Origin of the sequence: Stenotrophomonas sp. Y6 (assembly GCF_022436665.1) — a bacterium.
Classification (GTDB): Bacteria; Pseudomonadota; Gammaproteobacteria; order Xanthomonadales; family Xanthomonadaceae; genus Stenotrophomonas; species Stenotrophomonas acidaminiphila_A.
The window spans coordinates 292,040-312,126 of record NZ_JAKUKB010000008.1; the positions used below are offsets into that span (position 1 = coordinate 292,040).

At 70.1% G+C, this 20,087-nt stretch carries 21 protein-coding genes, 5 tRNA genes and 1 pseudogene; 18 read left to right on the plus strand and 9 right to left on the minus strand.

Translation table 11 applies throughout. The annotated features are described in order from the left end of the window. Nucleotides 1–33: 33 nt before the first annotated feature. Nucleotides 34–120, minus strand: a tRNA-Leu gene (locus tag MKP15_RS11135). A 120-nt stretch (nt 121–240) separates the two neighbouring features. On the opposite strand from MKP15_RS11135, the gene MKP15_RS11140 reads away from it, so the two are divergent. Continuing rightward, nucleotides 241–609: a response regulator gene (locus MKP15_RS11140; protein ID WP_240212740.1), complete on the plus strand. Its 369-nt coding sequence runs from the start codon at nt 241–243 to the stop codon at nt 607–609. Nucleotides 610–691: 82 nt separating this feature from the next. On the opposite strand, the gene MKP15_RS11145 is transcribed toward MKP15_RS11140, so the two are convergent. From MKP15_RS11145 to MKP15_RS11160, 4 genes are all read right to left on the minus strand, one after another. Beyond that, nucleotides 692–767, minus strand: a tRNA-Glu gene (locus MKP15_RS11145). 47 nt (nt 768–814) lie between these two features. After that, nucleotides 815–890, minus strand: a tRNA-Ala gene (locus MKP15_RS11150). Between the two features lie 140 nt (nt 891–1,030). Further along, nucleotides 1,031–1,106 (minus strand) — tRNA-Glu (locus MKP15_RS11155). Nucleotides 1,107–1,158: 52 nt separating this feature from the next. Then, nucleotides 1,159–1,234: transfer RNA gene (locus MKP15_RS11160), tRNA-Ala, on the minus strand. A gap of 229 nt (nt 1,235–1,463) precedes the next feature. Between MKP15_RS11160 and MKP15_RS11165 the strand changes: the two genes are divergently transcribed. From MKP15_RS11165 to ligD, 8 genes are all read left to right on the plus strand, one after another. After that, nucleotides 1,464–1,826, plus strand: coding sequence for a hypothetical protein (locus MKP15_RS11165; RefSeq protein ID WP_104938759.1), 363 nt, complete (start codon nt 1,464–1,466; stop codon nt 1,824–1,826). Nucleotides 1,827–3,005: 1,179 nt separating this feature from the next. Further along, on the plus strand, nt 3,006–4,007 hold the full coding sequence (locus MKP15_RS11170) for a DNA topoisomerase IB (protein ID WP_240212741.1): 1,002 nt from the start codon (nt 3,006–3,008) through the stop codon (nt 4,005–4,007). 129 nt (nt 4,008–4,136) lie between these two features. Further along, the gene (locus tag MKP15_RS11175; RefSeq protein WP_240212742.1) at nt 4,137–4,349 is read left to right on the plus strand and encodes a hypothetical protein; all 213 of its coding nucleotides are present in this window, start codon (nt 4,137–4,139) and stop codon (nt 4,347–4,349) included. A 40-nt stretch (nt 4,350–4,389) separates the two neighbouring features. Continuing rightward, nucleotides 4,390–5,436 (plus strand): SDR family oxidoreductase, encoded by a 1,047-nt coding sequence (locus MKP15_RS11180; protein WP_240212743.1) that lies wholly within the window; start codon nt 4,390–4,392, stop codon nt 5,434–5,436. 16 nt (nt 5,437–5,452) lie between these two features. Next, entirely contained in the window at nt 5,453–6,028 is a 576-nt protein-coding gene (locus MKP15_RS11185) for an isochorismatase family cysteine hydrolase (protein ID WP_240212744.1), read from the plus strand. A gap of 79 nt (nt 6,029–6,107) precedes the next feature. After that, on the plus strand, nt 6,108–7,007 hold the full coding sequence (locus MKP15_RS11190) for a Ku protein (RefSeq protein ID WP_240212745.1): 900 nt from the start codon (nt 6,108–6,110) through the stop codon (nt 7,005–7,007). Between the two features lie 50 nt (nt 7,008–7,057). Further along, nucleotides 7,058–7,666 carry a GIY-YIG nuclease family protein gene (locus MKP15_RS11195; protein ID WP_240212746.1) on the plus strand — a complete coding sequence of 203 codons (609 nt, stop codon included), beginning with the start codon at nt 7,058–7,060 and terminating at the stop codon, nt 7,664–7,666. Then, nucleotides 7,663–10,185 (plus strand): DNA ligase D, encoded by a 2,523-nt coding sequence (ligD, locus tag MKP15_RS11200; RefSeq protein ID WP_240212747.1) that lies wholly within the window; start codon nt 7,663–7,665, stop codon nt 10,183–10,185. The genes MKP15_RS11195 and ligD overlap by 4 nt, the downstream gene beginning before the upstream one ends. 171 nt (nt 10,186–10,356) lie before the next feature. On the opposite strand, the gene MKP15_RS11205 is transcribed toward ligD, so the two are convergent. After that, nucleotides 10,357–10,689, minus strand: a complete 333-nt coding sequence (locus tag MKP15_RS11205) for a BON domain-containing protein (protein ID WP_240212803.1) — start codon at nt 10,687–10,689, stop codon at nt 10,357–10,359. A 304-nt stretch (nt 10,690–10,993) separates the two neighbouring features. On the opposite strand from MKP15_RS11205, the gene MKP15_RS11210 reads away from it, so the two are divergent. From MKP15_RS11210 to MKP15_RS11220, 3 genes are all read left to right on the plus strand, one after another. Next, entirely contained in the window at nt 10,994–11,245 is a 252-nt protein-coding gene (locus MKP15_RS11210; RefSeq protein WP_161615100.1) for a hypothetical protein, read from the plus strand. Nucleotides 11,246–11,383: 138 nt separating this feature from the next. Beyond that, nucleotides 11,384–11,986 (plus strand): hypothetical protein, encoded by a 603-nt coding sequence (locus tag MKP15_RS11215; protein WP_240212748.1) that lies wholly within the window; start codon nt 11,384–11,386, stop codon nt 11,984–11,986. A gap of 2 nt (nt 11,987–11,988) precedes the next feature. Then, nucleotides 11,989–12,996, plus strand: a complete 1,008-nt coding sequence (locus tag MKP15_RS11220; RefSeq protein WP_240212749.1) for a CorA family divalent cation transporter — start codon at nt 11,989–11,991, stop codon at nt 12,994–12,996. Nucleotides 12,997–13,062: 66 nt separating this feature from the next. Here MKP15_RS11220 and MKP15_RS11225 read toward each other — a convergent pair whose 3' ends face one another. Further along, nucleotides 13,063–13,242 (minus strand): hypothetical protein, encoded by a 180-nt coding sequence (locus tag MKP15_RS11225; RefSeq protein WP_104938769.1) that lies wholly within the window; start codon nt 13,240–13,242, stop codon nt 13,063–13,065. Between the two features lie 208 nt (nt 13,243–13,450). Between MKP15_RS11225 and MKP15_RS11230 the strand changes: the two are divergent. Together MKP15_RS11230 and MKP15_RS11235 are read left to right on the plus strand one after the other, a co-directional pair. Further along, nucleotides 13,451–13,894 (plus strand): annotated as a pseudogene (locus tag MKP15_RS11230) (DUF6766 family protein); the annotation flags it as partial. 197 nt (nt 13,895–14,091) lie between these two features. Next, the gene (locus MKP15_RS11235) at nt 14,092–15,147 is read left to right on the plus strand and encodes an NAD(P)-dependent alcohol dehydrogenase (RefSeq protein ID WP_240212750.1); all 1,056 of its coding nucleotides are present in this window, start codon (nt 14,092–14,094) and stop codon (nt 15,145–15,147) included. A 70-nt stretch (nt 15,148–15,217) separates the two neighbouring features. Here MKP15_RS11235 and MKP15_RS11240 read toward each other — a convergent pair whose 3' ends face one another. Together MKP15_RS11240 and MKP15_RS11245 are read right to left on the minus strand one after the other, a co-directional pair. Further along, nucleotides 15,218–15,475: a hypothetical protein gene (locus MKP15_RS11240; RefSeq protein ID WP_240212751.1), complete on the minus strand. Its 258-nt coding sequence runs from the start codon at nt 15,473–15,475 to the stop codon at nt 15,218–15,220. Then, nucleotides 15,472–16,755 carry an amidohydrolase gene (locus MKP15_RS11245; protein ID WP_240212752.1) on the minus strand — a complete coding sequence of 428 codons (1,284 nt, stop codon included), beginning with the start codon at nt 16,753–16,755 and terminating at the stop codon, nt 15,472–15,474. Before MKP15_RS11245 ends, MKP15_RS11240 begins: the two co-directional genes overlap by 4 nt. Before the next feature lie 536 nt (nt 16,756–17,291). Between MKP15_RS11245 and MKP15_RS11250 the strand changes: the two genes are divergently transcribed. The 4 genes from MKP15_RS11250 (at nt 17,292) to MKP15_RS11265 (ending at nt 19,947) form a co-directional block, all read left to right on the plus strand. Then, nucleotides 17,292–17,882 (plus strand): sigma-70 family RNA polymerase sigma factor, encoded by a 591-nt coding sequence (locus MKP15_RS11250; protein WP_240212753.1) that lies wholly within the window; start codon nt 17,292–17,294, stop codon nt 17,880–17,882. Beyond that, on the plus strand, nt 17,879–18,520 hold the full coding sequence (locus MKP15_RS11255) for a DUF1109 domain-containing protein (protein ID WP_240212754.1): 642 nt from the start codon (nt 17,879–17,881) through the stop codon (nt 18,518–18,520). The genes MKP15_RS11250 and MKP15_RS11255 overlap by 4 nt, the downstream gene beginning before the upstream one ends. Nucleotides 18,521–18,750: 230 nt before the next feature. After that, on the plus strand, nt 18,751–19,206 hold the full coding sequence (locus MKP15_RS11260) for a thioredoxin family protein (RefSeq protein ID WP_240212755.1): 456 nt from the start codon (nt 18,751–18,753) through the stop codon (nt 19,204–19,206). 12 nt (nt 19,207–19,218) lie between these two features. Beyond that, nucleotides 19,219–19,947, plus strand: a complete 729-nt coding sequence (locus MKP15_RS11265; RefSeq protein ID WP_104938785.1) for a cytochrome c biogenesis protein CcdA — start codon at nt 19,219–19,221, stop codon at nt 19,945–19,947. Nucleotides 19,948–20,087 lie beyond the last annotated feature (140 nt).

The window sequence follows — 20,087 nt, forward strand, 5'->3', positions numbered from 1 at the left end:
AGCCAGGCATCGCTGCCTGGCTTTTTGCTGTGCTGGTGCCGAAGGTGGGACTCGAACCCACACGCTTTTAAGGGCGGCGGATTTTGAGTCCGCTGCGTCTACCGATTCCGCCACTTCGGCTGGCAGGGGCGCAAGTATAACGGAGGGCCTTCGGGTTGGGCAGGTCCGGGCGGCTGTTTTCGCAAAGTGGGCGCGGGTGGCGCTGGCTATACTTCCCGCATCCGAGACCAAGGGATGGCGATGGATCCGCTGCACTCGATGCGTGTGATGATCGTGGAGAACGACGATTTGAACGCGACCCTGCTGCAACTGCAGCTCGAGCGCGAGGGCATGCACGTGGTCGGCGTAGCCGCGACCGTGCAATCGGCGCTGGCCATGATCGACGCACTGCAGCCGCAGGTGGCGTTCCTCGATTTCTGCCTGGCAGACGACGAGGACAGTACGCCGGTTGCCGAGGTGCTCGCGGCGCGCGGCATTCCCTTTCTGGTCGCCACCGGCATGGATGCGGCACGGTTGCCGCGGATATTCGATGCGGGCGTGAAGCTGATCAAGCCCTATGCCGGAAGCGACCTGCGTCAGGCCCTGCACAGGGCCGTGCGGCCGCAGTGAGCCGTCCGGCAGGCCGGCAGCGGCGCGCAGGTCTTTTCCCGAGGCAACAAAAAAGCCCTGCCTAGGCAGAGCTTCCTTGAATTGGCGTCCCCACGGGGATTCGAACCCCGGTCGCCACCGTGAAAGGGTGATGTCCTAGGCCTCTAGACGATGGGGACGCGTATGCTTCGTTTTCATTCAACCCGGACGGCCTAATGTCCGGATTTGGTGGAGCCAAGCGGGATCGAACCGCTGACCTCCTGCATGCCATGCAGGCGCTCTCCCAGCTGAGCTATGGCCCCGTATCCAAATTTTCGAGCGCGGAATACTACCGGACTCTTCGTTGGAGTGGAAGCTTTTTCTTCCTCATTGCCTGTTGGGCAGGGCAATGACTCCAACAAAAAAGACCCTGTGACTGCCTGGGTCTTTGTTTTTCGATGAATGGCGTCCCCACGGGGATTCGAACCCCGGTCGCCACCGTGAAAGGGTGATGTCCTAGGCCTCTAGACGATGGGGACGCGTAAACTTCATCAAATTTTTTCGGCTTCCGGACGGCCTAATGTCCGGATTTGGTGGAGCCAAGCGGGATCGAACCGCTGACCTCCTGCATGCCATGCAGGCGCTCTCCCAGCTGAGCTATGGCCCCGTTGTTGCGTTGTTGCCGAGAACGAAATGATAGCCCGGCTTTTCGGGCCGAGCAAGCCATTTGTGAAAAAAAAATTGCATGCGCGCATCGGCGGGTTGCCTGACCTCGAACCGGGTATCGCGCCGACCCCAGGCGAGGCCGGAAGGCGATGTTTCCGCCGCGTTGCCTGCCTCAGCATTGCCCCGGAAATGGCTGAACGGAGTCGGCGATGGCGACCCTTGGAATCCCCATGGGCATCCTGTTCCTGCTGGCGGCGGCCGGGCCACCCCGGGCAGTGCCGATGCAGGTGTTCAAGTGTCTCGACGACGGCCAGGTGTCGTACCAGTCGTTGCCGTGCGCAGGACCGCCTGCCAAGGCATGGACCGTCCTGCGCCTGCCGCCGGCGGCGCCCTCCGTGGTGGTGCCGCCAGCGGCGAGGGGCGAGCCGCGATCGCGCCGCCTGGCTCCGGCACGGCGCAACGCCCGCGCGGTGGAGAGCGCATGCGCCAAAGCCAGGCGGCAGCGGGAAGCGGCCTTCCGCAAAGCGGGGCTGAAGCGTGGGTTCGCGCTTTCCAGTGAATGGGACAACAAGGTCCACGAGGCCTGCTGGTAGGTCCGCCTGGCAAGGCCGGTACTGCAGCCCGGCCACCGGTGCTGCCTGCAGGCGCCTGCACGTGGCGGTGCGCGCGCCCCGGCAGTAAGCGCAGGGGAGAGGCAGGGCACCACGATGCCGGCGGCGGGAGGAGGGCGCGGGCGGCGTGGCATGCGGCCCGCGCCGGATGCGGGACACGCCGCGGCCCGTGAAAGGGGCGCTCAGTCGCGTGCACAGGCGCAGCGCAGGTGCGTTCCGCGCAGACGACGCCATGCGCGCCGTGGCGGGCGCAACCACCGCCCGCGTGGCGCCGCCACGCCAGGTTGGGCGCCGGTGTTTCGTGGTGGGAATGTCATGGGCGTGATACTGGCGGCCGCGGTCAAGCGGAGGCATTCACGGCACCTGCACCGATCTTCCCGCGCCGGTCACGTCACGGGCGCTATGACAGTGCTCCCGCCGTACCGCAGGAGAAGGGTGATGAAGCGCTTGCTCTCGCGCAGCTTTTCAGCCGTTGTCTACATGTCGCTCGGCGCGCTTGCGGCGATCATGGCGCAGTCGATCTGGTCCAGTGCCGTGGCGGCGTATTGAGCAGCGTACGCGTCACGATGGGGTGGGGATCACCCTGCTGCGCCCTTGGCGGCGCGGATCCGCGTGGGTTGCGGCCTGCCTGCCGGCGCCATCATTGCGTGATCCACGTGGGCACCCATCCATGCTTGCCGCCGAGCCGCACCCGCGCCCGGCCACGCTGCCGCAATGGCGGTGCCGCCGCCGGCATCGGGTGTGGTCAACGGTGCATGCAGCGCCCGGAGCCCGCGACGTGCGCGCGGCAGACCTTGGCGCAACACCGGTGTCGCGCGCCACGCCCGCGGCTCCGACGGCGCACGCCGGTACCGCGTGGGCTGCGCGCTGCACCGCGCCGGGTCTGTCGCAGGTCTGCCCCTTCCCGGAGGCGGGCACATCGCGTGCCGACGAACGCCGACGGCCGTGTGTCGCGCTGTCGCCGGCGCGAGCCCCGTATCCGTTGACCTAATGTCATGCCGAGGTGATTCAACAATGAAACGAAGCCACTGGATGTTGCTCATAGGCGCCGTCGTGTTGGCGCTGGTGCTGATGCTCGTCATCCCGCCGTGGTGACCGGCATGCGGCAGCCGCATTGGCCGGGAGCGGTATCGCGGCGTCCGCCGATGGTCCGGCGCGGCGATGGCTGAGGCAGGGCTGCGCCACGTCCACGACCGGCAGCCGGGCATCGCCCGGTTGCGCGTGGGCAAGGGTTTCCGCTACGTCGACGCCGATGGCAGGCCGGTGCGTGATCCCGCGGTGCTGCGGCGGATACGCCAGCTGGCGGTCCCGCCGGCATATACCGATGTCTGGATCTGTGCCAGCCCGGAGGGGCACCTGCAGGCGACCGGCCGCGATGCGCGGGGCCGCAAGCAGTACCGCTATCACCCGGACTGGATGCGCCAGCGCGGCACCGACAAGTTCGACCGCATCCTGGCCTTCGGAAAGGCATTGCCGGCATTGCGCAGGCAGGTGCGCCGGCACTTGGCGCTACCCGGCATGCCGCGCGACAAGGTCCTGGCGCTGGTCATTTCGGTCATGGGCCGCACCTATGCGCGGGTAGGCAACGCGGCGTATGCCCGCAGCAATCATTCCTACGGACTTACCACGCTGCGCGCGCGGCACGTGAGCCTGCCGGGCAAGCGCGCCGCGCAGATCCGGTTCGCTGGAAAGTCCGGCCGCCTGCATGTGCTGCACATAGACGATCCCCGGCTGGTGGCGCTGATCCGGCGCTGCCACGACCTGCCCGGGAAAATGCTGTTCCAGTACCAGGATGACGACGGGCAGGTGCGGCCCATCGATTCGGGCGACGTCAACCACTACCTGCGGCAGGCCGCCGGCGACGATTTCAGTGCCAAGGATTTCCGCACCTGGGGCGCGACCCTGACCGCGTTGATGGCGCTGGCACGGTTGCCGGTGCCCGATGACGCCAGCCCGGGCCGGTGCCAGGCACTGCAGAACGAGGTCATCGGCGCGGTGGCCGCCATGCTCGGCAACACCCCGGCGGTATGCCGCAGGTCGTACATCGACCCGTGTGTGTTCGACGCCTGGCGCGCCGGACGGCTGCAGCCGCTGGCGGCGCTGCGCGGCATCCGCCAGATGGAGGCGGCGGCGCTGCGGTTGTTGCGTTCCTGCCACCGCTGACCGCACGCCATGGCCGCCGCTGCGGCGCCAGCGCCGTGCACATCGCGTCCACGTTCTTTCACGGTTGACCCGCAGGGGGGCAGCCAACAATCCGTGCATCACCCGGCAACCACGAGCAAGGAGTCCGTCATGGCAACCTGCGATGTCTGCGGCAATGCATACCGGAACAGCTTCACGGTCACCCAGGGCGCGGTAACCGGCACCTTCGATTCCTTCGAATGCGCGATCCACGCCATGGCCCCCCGTTGCGCGCACTGCCAGTGCGCGGTCATCGGCCACGGCGCTGAGCGCGGCGGCGTGGTGTACTGCTGCGAGCACTGCGCACGCCATGCGCGGGGGTGAGGCGATGAACGGCACGCAGACCCGCGCGGAGGCATGACTGATGGCAACCAGCAGGAAGACGACATCCAGGAAGGCGCCGCCGCGTGCCACCACGCCTGGCGCAACGTCCCGTGGCCAGGCGCCGGGACGGCAGGCGGAACGCACCGCCGAGCGCCAGCGCGACCTGCAGGCCCAGGCCGGCGGGCGCAAGACGAAGAAGCCCGAAGCCAAGCGCGGCGGTGTACAGGCCGGCGCGCGGCGGCAGCCGGCGAAGATGCCGGCGCAGCATCTGGACAAGCCGGGCAACGAGCATGAACTGCAGCTGCCACCGCGCTACCAGGCGCCGGACTACCGTGGCAGCGGCAAGCTGCAGGGCATGCGTGCCCTGGTGACCGGCGGCGACTCCGGCATCGGTCGCGCGGTGGCCGTCCTGTTCGCGCGCGAAGGGGCCGACGTGGCGATTTTGTATCTGGACGAGCACGAGGATGCGCAGGTGACCCGGGCGGCGGTGGAGGCGGAGGGCAGGCGCTGCCTCGCCATCAGTGGCGACGTACGCGATCCGGTCTTCTGCGACCAGGCGGCACGGCAGGTGCGCGAGGCGCTGGGCGGCGTCGACATCCTGGTCAACAACGCGGCCTTCCAGCTGCATTGCCATCGCCTTGAGGACCTGCAGGACGCGCACCTGCAGGAAACCCTGCAGACCAACATCGCCGGTTATGTGCACATGGCGCGGGCGGTGCTGCCGCATCTCGGCCAGGGTGCCAGCATCATCAACACCGGCTCGGAGACGGCCCTGTTCGGCAGCCCGTCGCTGGTCGACTATGCGGCCACCAAGGGCGCGATCCATGCCTTCACCCTGTCCTTGGCGGCGCAGCTGTTGCCCCGCGGCATCCGCGTCAACTGCGTCGCGCCGGGGCCGGTGTGGACGCCGTTGAACCCGGCGGACAAGGCGGCTGCGGAGGTGGCCACGTTCGGCAACGACAGCGACATGGGCCGGCCGGCGCAGCCGGAGGAGCTGTCACCGGCGTATGTGTTCCTGGCCTCGCCGGTCAGTGCCAGCTACATCAGCGGCGTGATCCTGCCGGTGATGGGCGGCCCCCGGGGTTGAGTCCGGCACCGCGGGCATGGCATCGCGCAAGGCAAACGCGACCGCGTTGATCATCCTGGACATGGTCAATCTGTTCGACTTCGAGGGAGGCGACGCGCTCGGTGCGCGGGCAGTGGCGATCTGCGCCCCCATCGCGCGCCTGCGCCAGCGCTTCGATGCGGCGGCGCAGCCGGTGATCCACGTCAACGACAACTTCGCCCGCTGGCAGGGCCAGTTCAGCGACCTGGTGGACGCCTGCCTCGCGGCCGGCGGCGATGCCGCGGCCACGGTGAGGCGGCTGCCGCCGCGCCGGCATGATTATCACGTGCTCAAGCCGAAGCATTCGGCGTTCCACGCCACGCCACTGGCGATCCTGCTGCACAAACTGGGCGTGCGGCGGCTGGTGTTGACCGGGGTGGCGGCCGATTCGTGCATCCTGGCGACCGCGCAGGACGCCAAGATGCACGAGTTCGGGCTGTGGGTGCCGGCCGACTGCGTGGCCGCCATCAGTCCGCGGCGCAAACGCGATGCGCTGGCGGTGGTCGCGCAGTCGCTGCTGGTGCCGGTGGTGCGCTCGCGCGACGTGCGCGGGGTGTTCCCGGCGCAGCCGTGAACGCGCCGGGGCGGTTCTTCACGCCTGCTTTAGCCGTGATTGGCGAGCGTTGCCGGCAATCCACCACGGGAGGCACGCCATGGCGCGTCCGATCTGGACGGGAACCCTGTCTTTCGGCCTGCTGAATGTCCCGGTGTCGCTCATGAGCGGCGAACGCCGGGTGGACATCAGCTTCCGCATGCTCGATTCGCGCGACCGCAAGCCGATCCGCTTCGAGCGGGTCAATGCCGAGACCGGCGAGGAAGTGCCGTGGAAGGACATCGTGAAGGCGTTCGAGTACGACAAGGGCAGCTATGTGGTGGTGGACAAGGAGGACATCGCCTCGGCCGCGCCGCAGACCCATGATTCCATCGACGTCGAAGCGTTTGTCGAGCGCGGCGAGATCAGCCTGCGCTTCTACGAGAAGCCCTATGTGATCGTGCCCGGGAAAAAGGCGGAGAAGGGCTACGTGCTGCTGCGCGAGACCCTGCGCGACACCGGCCGGGTCGGCATCGCGCGGGTGGTCATCCGCACCCGCGAGTACCTGTGCGCGGTGGTGCCCGAGGGCGATGCGCTGCTGCTGCTGATGCTGCGCTACCCGCAGGAGCTGGTGGACCCGGCCGAGTACCGGCTGCCGGAGGGCAAGCCCGCCGACTACCGCATTTCCAGGCGCGAGGCGGAGATGGCCGCCAGCCTGATCGAGTCGATGTCGGTGGCCTGGCGCGCGGACGATTACCAGGACGAGTTCCGCGGCCGGCTCGAGGCCATCATCCGTAAGCGCCTGAAAGCCAAGGGTGCCACCACCCGGATCGTCGACGAGCATGCCGAGCCGGAGGACGCCGCCACCAACGTGGTCGACTTCATGGCCCTGTTGCAGAAGAGCCTGGACGAGAACAAGCGCACGCCCGCCGGCAAACGTGCGCCGGCCAGGAAGACCGCCGCACGCAAGATGCCGGCGAAGAAGCCCCGCAAGAGCACGCGGCGCACGGGCGCGTCCTGACGATGGCCGGCGGTCGACGCATCGTTCCCGTGGGCAGCATGGGCCGCCGCATGCGGGGCCACACCTGCCTCTACGTGCTGCCCTGCGCCAACGAGGACCACGTGAAGCTGGGCATCGCCGGAGACCCGATGACGCGGATGCAGGCGTTCTCGTCGCGTTACTTCGAGTTCTTCGACCTCGATGCAGGCTGGCTGCTGGAGGCGGGCAGCGAAGCCGAGGCACGGGGTTGGGAGACCGCGTTGAAGCGGCAGTTGCGCGCCCATGCCGCGCCGCCGCCGCTGCGGGTGCCGGCGCGTGCCGGCGGCCGTACCGAATGGCTGCGTGGAGCGGGCGCGCTGCTCGCCGCCTGGCGCGACGGGCAGGTGGCGCGGGGATTCGTGGCGCACGCTCCACTGCGTGGCTGGGTGCGCCAGCGCCTGATCCAGGCGCATGAGCGGTGGCACCACGACGTGCAGGCGCTGCTCGACCGCTTCGGTCCTGCCGGGGATTGGCCGGCCGCCGACGGCAGCACGCCGCTAAGGCAGCTGCGCGATGCGATGGATGCACAGGTGCTGCTGGATGCGCGGCCGCCGGACGACGATATTCCCGGCCTGCGCGCATGGCATGCACGCAACCGCCTGGTGGCAGCGCCCGCCTGCCCGGTCCAGGAGCACGCATGAGCCTGCACGAGTACCGCCGCAAACGGCAGTTCGAACGCACCCCGGAGCCATCCGCCGAGGCCCGCCGTGCACCGGCCGCGCAGCCGATCTTCGTGGTGCAGCTGCACCACGCCAGCCACCGCCATTACGATTTCCGCCTGCAGGTGGGCGCTGTGCTGCGCAGCTGGGCGGTGCCCAAGGGACCCAGCCTCGATCCCACGGTGAAACGGCTGGCGGCCGAGGTGGAGGACCACCCGCTTGATTACGCGCGGTTCGAGGGCGACATCCCCGCAGGGCAGTATGGCGCCGGCCATGTCGCCATTTTCGACCACGGCGTGTGGAGCAGCGAGGGGGATCCGGAAGAACAGCTGGCCAAGGGCCACCTGCGTTTCGAACTGTTCGGCGACAAGCTGAAGGGCGGCTGGCACCTGGTGCGCTCCGGTGGCCGCGGGCGCAAGCCGCAATGGCTGCTGTTCAAGGCGCGCGACCGCTACGCCGCGAAGCAGGAGGCCGACGACCTGCTGGACCAGCCCGCGCCGGCGGCGCAGCACGCCGCGGGCAAGCGGCGGCGGCCGGCCACGGCGACCGCGCGGATCCGGCGCCTGCTCGACAGCGTCGCGACGCTGCCCGGCGCCCGCCGCACCCGCCGCGCGCCGGCGTTCCATGCGCCGCAGCTGGCCACGCTGGCAACGGCGGTTCCGGCCGGCGAGGGCTGGCTGCACGAGGCGAAATGGGACGGCTACCGGTTGCTCGCCCAGCTCGGCGGCGGCAAGGTGCGCCTGTGGTCGCGCAACGCGCTGGAATGGACCGCACGCCTGCCGGCGATCGTGCAGGCGCTGCAGTCGCTAGGCGTCGAGGCGGTGTTGGACGGCGAGCTGGTCGCCGGCGCAGGCCGCCAGCAGGATTTCGGCCTGCTGCAGGCCACCTTGTCCGGCCAACGCGCCGCACCGCTGTCCTATGTATTGTTCGACATCCTGCAGCTGGGCGACGTCGACCTGTGTGGTTGCCGCCAGGAGGCGCGCAAGAGCGTCCTGGCCGCGCTCCTGGGGCAGCCGGAGCCGCCGCTGGTGTACAGCTCGCACGTGAGCGGGGACGGCGAGCGCGCCCTGGCCATGGCGGTGGAACGCGGGCTGGAGGGCATCATCTCCAAGCGGGCCGCGGCACCGTACCGCGGCGGCCGGGGCGACGACTGGCGCAAGATCAAGCAGCGCGCTTCGGAGGAGTTCGCGGTAGTGGGTTACACCGCGCCCAAGGGCAGCCGCAGCGGCCTGGGCGCACTGCTGCTGGCGGCACCGCAGGGACGCCGCGGCTGGCGTTATGCCGGGCGCGTCGGCAGCGGTTTCGACCAGCACACGCTCGCCGACCTGGTACGGCGCCTGCGGCCGCTGGCCCGCGACACGCCCACGGTGGCGACCGGCGTGGCGGTCACCGGCCTGGGCCAGGTGCAGTGGGTGAAGCCGGCCATGGTGGTCGAGGTATTCCACCACGGCACCGGCAACCTGGGCCTGCTGCGGCAGGCGTCGTTCAAGGCCATTCGTGCCGACAAGACGGTCGCCGACCTGCGCGCGGCGGGGTCGGCCCCGCCACCGGAGGTCCCCGTGCCGCACACGCCCGCCCCATCCGCCCCCCGCGCCAGCGCCGACGCGGTGGTGCTGAGCAGTCCGACCCGGGTCGTGTACCCGGATGCGGGCATCCGCAAGCAGGACGTATATGCGTATTACGACGCGATGCTGCCGTGGCTGCTGCCGGAGATCGCCGGCCGGCCGTTGTCCGTGGTCCGTTGCCCGCAGGGCATCGCGCGCCCGTGCTTCTTCCAGAAACACCTGCCGGCCGGCATGCAGCATGTCGATGCGGTCGCGATCGAGGAGGAGGACGGCACCCGCGCCGATTACATCGTCGTGCGCGACGGCACCGCGCTGCTGGAACTGGTGCAGTTCAACGCACTCGAGTTCCACCCGTGGGGCGCGCACGCCGAAACCCCGGACAGCGCCGACCGTATCGTGTTCGATCTCGACCCGGGCGCGGGCGTGGCCTGGACACGGGTGGTGGCCGCGGCACGCTGGGTGCGCGACCGCCTGGACGAGCTCGGCCTGGCATCCTTCGTCCGCACCTCCGGCGGCAAGGGATTGCACGTGGTGGTACCGCTGCGACCGGCCTGCCCGTGGCCGCGGGTGAAGGCGTTCGCGCGCGCTTTCGCCGAATCCATGGCCGCGTCCGACCCGCTGGCCTACGTGGCCACGGCCAGCAAGCGCGTGCGCAAGGACCGCATATTCGTCGACTACCTGCGCAACGGCCGTGGCGCCACCAGCATCGCCTCGTTCTCGTTGCGTGCCCGGCCCGGTGCACCGGTGGCGATGCCGCTGCGCTGGGAGGAATTGTCCAGGGTGCGGCGTGGCGACGCCTACGACATCGTGTCGGCGCCACGCCGGATGAAGCGGTTGAAAGGTCACCCGTGGGGCGACATCGAGCGTATCCACCAGGACCTGGGCCAGGTCACCGCACAGCTGGCCGGGCGCAGCCCGCGCGGTCGCAGGCGCTGAGCCGGCGGGCGCCGGGTATCCCGCGCATGCCATGCCGGGCGTCGCCCGTGCGTCGATCCCATGGGCACGCGCGCCGACCGCGCTGGCTGCAGGCGGCCTGCGGCCCGAGCGCGCCCTGCAGCGCGCAAAGGCGGCCGTCTGCCCCGTGGGCCGAGCGGCCGCCCGGGGCGGTTACCTGGCGCCGCGGACCATCAGCCGGTTATCCACGCGGCTCACGCCCTTGATGCCCTTGGCGACGGCCACGGCCTTGTCCGCCTCGGTCTGGCTGTCGACGTCGCCGCTCAACGACACCACGCCGTTGACGGTCTCCACCTTGATCGCCATGCCGGGGATGTCCTTGCTGGCGAGCAGGTCCGCCTTGACCTTGGTGGTGATCCAGGTGTCGCTGCCGGGCTGCGCCGAATCATGCCCCTGGGTGCCGTGCGCCTGTGCGCTGGCAGGGCCGGTGGCGAGGGCACCCGCGCAGGCGGTCGCGACGATGCCCAGGAGCAGGAGATGCTTCATCTTGCTGGTGTCCATGTCGATTCTCCACGCGGAGCGGAAGTGCTCCGGGGGTCATCCTCGCCGGCCGGGAATTAAGAGCGTGCAGCAGGTCGGTGACGGCCACGTACACGGCGATCACCGCGCGCGGTACGTGATGCGGCGCCGCGCCGCACCCGAAGCATGTACGCCGCGGGCGCAGGCACCGGCATCGGCGTGATCCACTTCATAGTTTCACGCCGCGTCCGCATGGTGCAGGCAACGGCTTCACCCCGCGCGCGCTAAAGCAGGCATGCCGGGGCGGGAATAACCATGAGGAAATCTTGCTGTGAAAGGTGTTCAACTCTATCTGGTGGGACCGGGACAAGAGCGTCGCCCGGTCAGGCGCATCGCCACGGAGCTGGCCGACATCAAGACCATGGGCATTCCCATCAGGAGCGCGCCTGCGGCCGCCAACACACTGATCGAGGTCAGCACGCTGGCGGACGACCAGGGCAACCTTGCCCGGCAGGTCGACTGCGAAGGATTCCGCTACAAGTTCACTGGCTCGGAGATTCCCTGGTCCCTGGTGGTCGGCTGATGTGCGCGGCAGGCCTCCCCGCGCGGGAGGCCTGCCGCGCCGGCCACGCGCCGATACGTGCGCTTCACACCCGATCACGCGCTCGTTTCGATTGCCTGCCTATACCGGTGGACCCTCATCCCACCAGGAGCACTGTCCATGACCTCGAAGCCCAACGCCGCGCATGTCCGCGAACTGCTGCTGCAGGCACTGGAAACCGAACGCGGTGGAATCCAGGTGTACGGCGCGGCGATCCGCGCGGCCTGCAACAAGGACCTGAAGCACGAGTGGGAGGGCTACCTCGAGGAGACGCGCAACCACGAGCGGATCCTGACCCGCGTGTTCGAGGCGATGGGCCTGGATACCGAGATGTCCAGCCCTGGCCGTGAGGTGGTGGCCCACCAGGGCGCATCGCTGGTGGCGGCGATCGAGATGGCCATGGCCAACGCCAAGCCGGCCGACGCCGAGCTGGTCGCGGCTGAATGCGTGGTGCTGGCCGAGACCAAGGACCACATGAACTGGGAGTTGATCGGCCAGGTTGCAGAGCAGGGCGGGCCGCACGCCGAGGTGCTGGCGCAGGCGCACGCCGCGGTGGAGACCCAGGAGGACCATCACCTGTACCACACCCGCGGATGGGCGCGGGAGCTGTGGATCCAACGCCTGGGCATGCCCGCGGTGCTGCCGCCGCCGGAAGAGCAGAAGGACGTGCAGACCGCCATCGGCGCGGCGCGTGCGGAAAAGGCCCGGCAGGACTACCTGTAACGATGGAAGCCGGCAACGACGGCGCGGCGGAGGACGCGACCGGCACCGGGGCCGCGTTCTTCTGCCGCCTGTTCGACGCCCGTGGCCAGTCGCAGGTGGTCAGCCGGTGCGCGCTGGGCGCCTGCCAGCCGGCGCGCGACACCCTGGCGTGGGTGGACCTGTGCGACCCGTCCGACGCGGACATCGACGCGGTGTGGGCGGCGTGGCAGTTGCCGCCCGCCGCGCGTCTTTTCCTGGACGGCGGCACCGTGCCGGAGGTCGGGCAGAGCGAGGCATTCTTCTGGGTGCGCGCGGTGGTTGCCGGCGGCGGCGACAAGGACCGGATCAACGGCGTGGTGCTGGTGTGCGTGGCGGGTGCCGACCGGGTGGTCACCTTCCGCCGCGAGCAGGTCGCTTTCCTGCAGGACATGCGCGTGCAGCAGCCCGGCAGGGTCGGCGTGCTGGGCGCGGAGAGCTTCGTGGCCACCGTGCTCGACCGGCTGCTGGGCAGCTACTTCAAGGCCATCGACGAACACGAACTGGCGATCGAGCGGCTCGAGGTCAGCATCCTGGGCAAGGGCGCATGCGATGCGCTCAAGGAACTGCAGCGCCTGCGCCGCTGGGCGTCGCGCCTGCGGCGCATGCTGGCGCCGCACCGGGTCGTGTTCGGTGCCATGTCGCGCCCGGATTTCCGCCCGGACGAAGGGCGCGAGGCGGGCCGCCACTTCACCGCCCTGAACATGCGCTTCGAACGCGCCCTGGACATGGTCGAGAATGCGCGCGACCAGGTACTGGGGAGTTTCGAACTGTTCAGCAACCAGACCGCGTTGCGCACCAACGAGGCGATGCGGGTGCTGACCTTCGTCACCGTGGTGACCGGGTTGATGGCGACCATCGTCGGCGCGCTCGGCATGAACTTCGGCGCAGGCCTGTTCGACAGCGGCGACGCCGGCTTCTATGGGGTGATCGCCGGGCTGCTGGCGATGGCGCTGGGCGCGTTCGCGCTGGGCCGCCGCCAGCACTGGTTCTAGCAGAAGTGACACCGTGGCCACGCGGGGCAGGGCGGCGCAGTAGCGCCGCACCCGCCACGGCGGCGTTCACTCCGGGGTCTTGGCCGGTACGAACGGGGACACCGGATCGCTGGCCGGGAACGTCTCTTCCAGCGCCTCGTCGTGGTTGTCGCTCTCGTGCCGTTTGCGTTCGCGGCGCTCCTGCGGGGTTTCGGTGCAGTCGCGGTCTTCGCCCGGATCGGGCGGGTCCTTCCGGTCTCGGTTCATCGCATGGCCCTCGCTGGGGAGATGTGCTGGAGCGCCGATTGTTGTCGGGGTGGTTTGCTGCCGGCGTGAAGCGGCTGCATGCGTGATGCATGGCGCTGGCCGGATGTTCATCGATGTGAGCCGGCCGGGCGCGTGGCAGGGCGATCGTTGACGTCGACTTTCGCTTGCGCCGACCAACGTGCTGCCCGCACCGGAGGGAGGAACACCCATGACAAGCAAGCAGACATCCTTCATCTACCGCAACCGACTCTCGCTGGTGCTGCTGGCCTTGTTTGCCGTCTCGCTGGCCGGGCAGGTATGGACCGGGTTGCGCGCATTCAATGACGAACGCGCCGACCAGGGCGCAGCCCCGGTGACGCTGGCCCGCTACCTGCACAGCGGCCACTTCCTGTCGGCCACGTTCGAGAACTGGGAAAGCGAGTTCCTGCAGATGGGCATGTATGTGCTGCTGACCGTCGGGCTGCGTCAGCGTGGTTCGGCCGAGTCGCGCCAGCTGGAGCCGGCCGCCGAGGTGCAAGACATCGCGCCCGGCACCCCGCCGTGGCCGGTGCGCAGGGGCGGTGTATGGAAAACCCTGTACGCCAATTCGCTGTCGTCGGCTTACCTGGCGCTGTTCCTGTTGACGTTTGCAGGCCATTCCTACGGAAGCTGGCGGCACGCGAACTGATCGCAGAATGGGCGGATGCGCCGTCCGGCACGCCCGCATCCGGTCGTGCCGGCGGCGTACACGATGCCGGCATGACGCGCCGGATCGATTGGAAAATTCAATGGTGCGCGACGGCGTCGCCCGGCTGATCATCGCCATCCAGACGGTGCAGAATGCATCACCTTCCACCGGATGCTGCCGATATGAACCAGACCGTCAAAGCCTATGGCGCCCACGCCGGCGACCGCCCCCTGGAGCCGCTGGACATCACCCGCCGCGCGCCTGGCGCGCACGACGTGCAGATCGAGATCGCCTATTGCGGCATCTGCCACTCCGACCTGCACCAGGTGCGCGCCGAGTGGCATGGCACCCACTTCCCCTGCGTGCCCGGGCATGAAATCGTCGGCCGCGTCTCGGCGGTCGGCGCCGAGGTGACCGGCTTCGCGCCGGGCGATCTGGTCGGCGTGGGCTGCATCGTCGACAGCTGCCGCCACTGTGACGACTGCGCCGAAGGGCTGGAAAACTACTGCCACGGCATGGTTGGCACCTACAACGGCAAGACCGCCGACGCCCCGGGCTGGACGCTGGGCGGTTACTCGGAGCGCATCGTCGTCCACCAGCGCTACGTGCTGCGCATCCGCCACCCCGAGGCACAGCTGGCCGCGGTGGCGCCGCTGCTGTGCGCCGGCATCACCACCTGGTCGCCGCTGCGCCACTGGCACGCCGGCCCCGGGCGCAAGGTCGGCGTGGTCGGCATCGGCGGCTTGGGCCACATGGGCATCAAGCTGGCCCACGCGCTGGGCGCGCGGGTGGTCGCCTTTACCACGTCCGAATCCAAGCGCGAGGCGGCGCTGGCGCTGGGCGCCGACGAAGTAGTGGTCTCGCGCGACCGCGCGGCAATGGCGGCCCATGCCGGCAGCTTCGACCTGATCGTCAACACCGTGGCCGCACCGCACGACCTCGACGCCTTCCTGGCGCTGCTGCGTCGCGACGGCGCCATGGTGCTGGTCGGTGCGCCGGCCACGCCGCACCCGTCGCCGAACGTGTTCAACCTGATCACCCAGCGCCGCACCCTGGCCGGCTCGATGATCGGCGGCATTCCCGAGACCCAGGAAATGCTCGATTTCTGCGCCGAGCACGGCATCGTCGCCGACATCGAGCTGATCGCCGCCGGGCAGATCAACGACGCCTACGAGCGCATGCTGGCTGGCGACGTGAAGTACCGTTTCGTCATCGACAACGCCACCTTGGCCGACTGAAGCCGGGGGAACCCGGGGGGCCGGGGCGCAGCGCGCCGGCACCCCGGGCGGGCGTTGCACGCCCTGCGCCTCAACGGGTGTGCTTGCCGGGCGGAATGGTCAGCAGGATCGAGGCGATGGCGCCGACCACCATCAACCGGTTGAACCCCGGCGCCACGAGTGCTGCCTCGCGCATGGCCAGCTCGTCCTTGACGCGCGGGGCGGTGTCGAGCGTGGTCTGCGCGAACAACCAGAACGTGACCACGCCCAGGATCATGCCGTACAGCAGGCGGTCGATGCCGTGGAATGCGGTACCCGCGGTATCCGCGGTGCGCGTGGTGGCGTTCATGCGTTCCCGTCCCGGGGGCCTTCGGGCGGCGCGCACAACCAGGCCGCGGCCGCGCTGAGCATCGCCTGCAGCCCGGTTTTCAGCGTCGGCTCGAGCACCGGTGCGAAACGCGGCGAGTGGTTGCTCGGCAGCGTATTGAGGGTGCCTTCGGCCCGGGCCTTGGCGTACGCCCGCGGATCGGTGCCGCCGACGAACCAGAACACGTAGGGCACGCCCCAGGTGCGGCCGAACACGCTGAAGTCCTCGCTGGCGGACATCGGCTTGCTCTGCAGCGCGTTGTCGCCGAACTGGGCATGGAACGCCGCCGCCACGCGCGCGGTGGCGTCGTGGTCGTTGTCGGTCATCGGGTAGCTGCTGAGCGTGGTGAACTCCGGCGGCCGCGGCGCGCCCGAGGCGTCGCACTCGGCGCAGCAGATGCGCCTGACCGCCTGCAGCATGTGCGTGCGCACCGCCTCGTCATAGGTGCGCATGTTGAGCTTCAGGGTGGCATCGTCGGGAATGATGTTCTCCTTGGTGCCGGCCTGCAGCGCGCCGATGGTGAGCACCGCGCTGTCCAGCGGTGCCACTTCGCGCGAGACGATGGTCTGCAGGCGCATGACGGTGGCCGCGGCCATCACCACCGGATCCACCGCGGTCTGCGGCTGCGAGCCATGCGACCCGCGCCCGAACAGCGTGACCTTGAGGCTGTCGGCCGCCGACAGGATCACCCCGGGTCGATAGCTCACCGTGCCGGCCGCGCCGACCATCACATGCTGGCCCAGCACCACCTCGGCACGCGGCAGGCCCAGGCGCTCCCAGTCGGCGATCATCGCGTTGGCCCCCTGGGCGGTTTCCTCGCCGGGCTGGAACACCACCATCAGCGTGCCACGCCATGCGCCACGCGCCGCAGCGAGCACCTGGGCGGCCCCCATCAACCAGGTCACGTGCAGGTCATGGCCGCAGGAATGGGCTACGCCCACCTTTCGCCCGTCGCCGTCGGTGGCGGTCGCGGTGCTGGCGTAGGGCAGGCCGGTCTGCTCGGCCATGGGCAGTGCATCCATGTCGGCGCGCAGCATGACCGTGGGCCCGTCGCCGTTGCGCAGCAGCCCAACCACGCCGGTGCCCCCGACGCCGCGGGTCACGACATAGCCGAGCCGTTGCAGGTGGTCGGCGGCGATGCCGGCGGTGCGCTGTTCCTGCATCGACAGTTCCGGGTGCTGGTGCAGGTCCTGGTAGATCTCCACGAGGCGTGGCTGCAGTTGCGCGAAGAGCGGTTCCAGTGCGGCGGTCAGCGGGTTCATGGTCGATCCTCCGGAAAGCCGGCATCACGCTGCGCCTGCGACTGTTACTGGCGCGAAAAGAACCGGGCTTCCACCGCGTCCGGCGGAAACCGGGGCAGGGTCGGCTTCCGCCCCCGGGCGCGGGGCGGGGTGCGCCTCCCGCCGCACCCCGCGGGGGAAGGTGGTACGTTCGGCTGCAGCAGGCATCGGCTGGTGGCGGTGCCGGGCAGGCCCGGGCTCGCGCCAGCGCCCCATGTCGGAGGGCGCGCCGGGTGTCGGATCGCGGGCGGCCGCGGCGCGGGAGCAAGGGCGCACGGGATCGGCACCGTGGCGGTGCCGGGGACGCCCGCCGCGCAGTACCGATGACCGGCGTCCAACAATCATGGCGTTGGCTGTAACCGGAATGCCCCGCGCAGCGAAACCCTTTGGATGACCGACTTTTCGCCAAACACGCCCGTGTCCCTCCCGCCAGCCCCGTGCGCGCTGCGCTGGCGCTGCGTCGCGGGAATGGGTGGGTGGCGCGCCTGTCCGGGCCCGCGGGCAGGGAAGGGCGGCCGGTGAGCAGCCCCGTATCCACGCCGGCGTCCGCGGCGCCGCCACCCGCCGACCCGATCGAGACCGTGCTGCGTGCGCAGTTCGAGGCCGGGCTGGGTGGCGACACGGCCGCATACCGGTGCTTCCTGGACGCGTTGAGCGCACGCCTGCGTGCGTTCCTGCGGCGGCGGCTGGGTGCGGCGCCGGATGACGTCGAGGACATCCTGCAGGAGACCCTGCTGGCCATCCACAACAGCCGCCATACCTACCGCAGCGGCGAACCCCTGACCGCGTGGGTCTATGCCATCGCCCGCTACAAACTGATGGACTTCCATCGCAGCCACCACCGGCGCGAGGCGCTGAACCTGCCGCTGGAGGCGGCGCAGGACGTGTTCGCCGCCACCGACACCGAATCGGCCCAGGCCCGGCATGACCTCGGGCAACTGCTGCAGGCGCTGCCCGACCGCCATCGCCTGCCGATCCTGCACGTCAAGCTGGGCGGCCTGTCCGTCAGCGAAACCGCGCGGCTCACCGGCATGTCCGAATCGGCGGTGAAAGTGGGCATCCACCGCGGCCTGAAGGCACTGGCATTGAAAATACGGAGTGCGGCATGAAAACCCATGATCTGATCGACCTGCTGGCCAGCGACCCGGTGCCGGTGCAGCGGCACGCGGCCGCGCGCCGGTTCGGCCTGGCGCTGCCGGCGGGAGCGCTGCTGTCGCTGGGCCTGATGCTGGCCGGCTATGGGCTGCGGCCCGACCTGGCCGAGGTCTCGGTCCAGCCGCTGTTCTGGGCCAAGGCCGGGTTCGCGCTGGCGATGTTGTGCGGGGCACTGTGGGTGACCGCGCGATTGTCGCGCCCGGGCCGGACGGTGGCGGCGGCCTGGTCGGGACCGGGCATTCCGCTGCTGCTGCTGTGGGGCGCCGCCGCGGCCGCGCTGTGGTTGGCACCGGGCGACGAGCGCGTGGCGATGCTGCTGGGGCGCAGCTGGCGCAGCTGTGCCTTCAGCATCGCCGGCCTTTCGCTGCCCTTGATGGCAACGACCTTCTGGGCGCTGCGTGGACTGGCGCCGACGCGCCTGCGGCTGGCCGGTGCCGCAGCCGGGCTGCTGTCGGCCGCCGTCGCCGCCGTGGTCTACAGCCTGCATTGCCCGGAGATGGACGTGCCGTTCTGGGCGGTGTGGTACGTGCTGGGACTGTCGCTGCCCACCGCCGCCGGCGCACTGCTGGGGCCGCGCCTGCTGCGCTGGTGAGCCGCGCCCGGGGCGGCGCCGGACCCACCTCGATGGCGGCAGCGCATTGGCCCGGCGGATGCCGCGGCGCGCGCCGGTTCCGCCCGTCGCCAGGCCGCAACGGCCGGATGCTGGAGCGGCGCCGGCCGCCGGCGCACTGCGCATGAATGCAGCAGCACGCGGTTGCGGTGGCGTGTAACCGCCGGCCCGCATCGCGCGAATGGATATCCACCCACCCACTGGAGATTCCCATGCATTACTTCCGTTCCCTGCTTGCCGTTGCCGTCCTCGCCGCTGCCGGCGTGCCCGCCACCAGCGCGCTGGCCGCCGACCCGCCGGCCGCCGCGCCGGCCATGGCCATGGCGATGACGCCCAGCGTGGCGATCCGCGCCTATGACCAGATGGCATTCGACCAGGCGCAGGCGGCCAACAAGCCGATCCTGGTGTGGGTGCACGCGCCGTGGTGCCCGGTGTGCCGCGAACAGGAGAAGGCGATCAAGCAGATCACCGCCGATCCCGCCTACCGCGACCTGCTGGTGCTGCGCATCGATTTCGATACCCAGAAGCCGCTGTGGCAGAAGTTTGGCGCGACCATGCAATCGACCCTGATCGGGTTCCATGGCAAGCGTGAAACCGGCCGGGTGGCGCACGAGAGCGATGTGGCGCGGGTCGCGCCCGTGCTGCGTTCGACCCTGTCCGGCAGCTGAGGCCGGCGCTGCATGAGCCTGGGTTTGAATCCGGCACTGGCCTACGTGGCCGGTGCCCTGACCATCCTGTCACCGTGCGTGCTGCCACTGGTGCCGATCGTGCTGTCGTCGGCGGCGCAGCGCCACCGCCTGGCGCCGCTGGCGCTGTCGGCGGGCCTGGTGCTGGCGTTCACCGCCACCGGTTTCGTGGTGGCGGCGTTCGGCCAGTCACTGGGCATCGACACCCTGGCGGTACGCGCCGCGGGCGCGGTGATCCTGTGCCTGGCCGGGCTGGTACTGCTGTTGCCGCCGCTGCAGCGCCTGCTGACCCGCGTGGCCACGCCGCTGGCGAGCTGGGCGGGCCGCACCCAGCTCGCGGTCGACGCGCGGGGAGGGCTGTGGGGCCAGGCCCTGGTCGGGATGCTGCTGGGCGTGGTGTGGGCCCCCTGCGTCGGGCCGACGCTGGGGGCCGCCATCGCGCTGGCGGCGGCAGGCCAGAGCCTGGGCGCGGCCTTGCTGGTGATGGCGGCGTTCGGCCTGGGCATCGCCAGCGTGCTGCTGGTCATCGCCTTCGCCGCACGCGGCGCCCTGGACCGCTGGCGTGGCCGGCTGATGGGCGCCGGCAGCCGTGGCAAACAGCTGCTGGGCGTCCTGCTGCTGCTCGTCGGCGGGCTGATCCTCAGCGGTGCGGACCGCCGGATCGAAGCCTTCGCCCTGGACCACCTGCCGGACTGGATGACACGCCTGTCCACCGCGTTCTGAGGGCAGACTGCGCGCTGTGCCCGGGATGCGGCCCGCATGGCCGCATCCCGGTTGCGCACCGTGCTGCTGCGGTCACGGCGGAGGGGCCATGCCCTGCAGGGAGGCCGCGGCACGACAGGGCATGCGGGTCATCGCGGAGG

Bases quoted from the DNA above. Each gene is read 5' to 3' on its own strand.
- MKP15_RS11165 (WP_104938759.1), top strand. From the start codon at position 1,464: ATGGGCATCCTGTTCCTGCTGGCGGCGGCCGGGCCACCCCGGGCAGTG.
- MKP15_RS11170 (WP_240212741.1), top strand. From the start codon at position 3,006: ATGGCTGAGGCAGGGCTGCGCCACGTCCACGACCGGCAGCCGGGCATC.
- MKP15_RS11140 (WP_240212740.1), top strand. From the start codon at position 241: ATGGATCCGCTGCACTCGATGCGTGTGATGATCGTGGAGAACGACGAT.
- MKP15_RS11265 (WP_104938785.1), top strand. From the start codon at position 19,219: ATGAGCCTGGGTTTGAATCCGGCACTGGCCTACGTGGCCGGTGCCCTG.
- MKP15_RS11205 (WP_240212803.1), bottom strand. From the start codon at position 10,689: ATGAAGCATCTCCTGCTCCTGGGCATCGTCGCGACCGCCTGCGCGGGT.
- MKP15_RS11185 (WP_240212744.1), top strand. From the start codon at position 5,453: ATGGCATCGCGCAAGGCAAACGCGACCGCGTTGATCATCCTGGACATG.
- ligD (WP_240212747.1), top strand. From the start codon at position 7,663: ATGAGCCTGCACGAGTACCGCCGCAAACGGCAGTTCGAACGCACCCCG.
- MKP15_RS11220 (WP_240212749.1), top strand. From the start codon at position 11,989: ATGGAAGCCGGCAACGACGGCGCGGCGGAGGACGCGACCGGCACCGGG.
- MKP15_RS11175 (WP_240212742.1), top strand. From the start codon at position 4,137: ATGGCAACCTGCGATGTCTGCGGCAATGCATACCGGAACAGCTTCACG.
- MKP15_RS11225 (WP_104938769.1), bottom strand. From the start codon at position 13,242: ATGAACCGAGACCGGAAGGACCCGCCCGATCCGGGCGAAGACCGCGAC.
- MKP15_RS11255 (WP_240212754.1), top strand. From the start codon at position 17,879: ATGAAAACCCATGATCTGATCGACCTGCTGGCCAGCGACCCGGTGCCG.
- MKP15_RS11195 (WP_240212746.1), top strand. From the start codon at position 7,058: ATGCGGGGCCACACCTGCCTCTACGTGCTGCCCTGCGCCAACGAGGAC.
- MKP15_RS11215 (WP_240212748.1), top strand. From the start codon at position 11,384: ATGACCTCGAAGCCCAACGCCGCGCATGTCCGCGAACTGCTGCTGCAG.
- MKP15_RS11240 (WP_240212751.1), bottom strand. From the start codon at position 15,475: ATGAACGCCACCACGCGCACCGCGGATACCGCGGGTACCGCATTCCAC.
- MKP15_RS11235 (WP_240212750.1), top strand. From the start codon at position 14,092: ATGAACCAGACCGTCAAAGCCTATGGCGCCCACGCCGGCGACCGCCCC.
- MKP15_RS11190 (WP_240212745.1), top strand. From the start codon at position 6,108: ATGGCGCGTCCGATCTGGACGGGAACCCTGTCTTTCGGCCTGCTGAAT.
- MKP15_RS11180 (WP_240212743.1), top strand. From the start codon at position 4,390: ATGGCAACCAGCAGGAAGACGACATCCAGGAAGGCGCCGCCGCGTGCC.
- MKP15_RS11245 (WP_240212752.1), bottom strand. From the start codon at position 16,755: ATGAACCCGCTGACCGCCGCACTGGAACCGCTCTTCGCGCAACTGCAG.
- MKP15_RS11260 (WP_240212755.1), top strand. From the start codon at position 18,751: ATGCATTACTTCCGTTCCCTGCTTGCCGTTGCCGTCCTCGCCGCTGCC.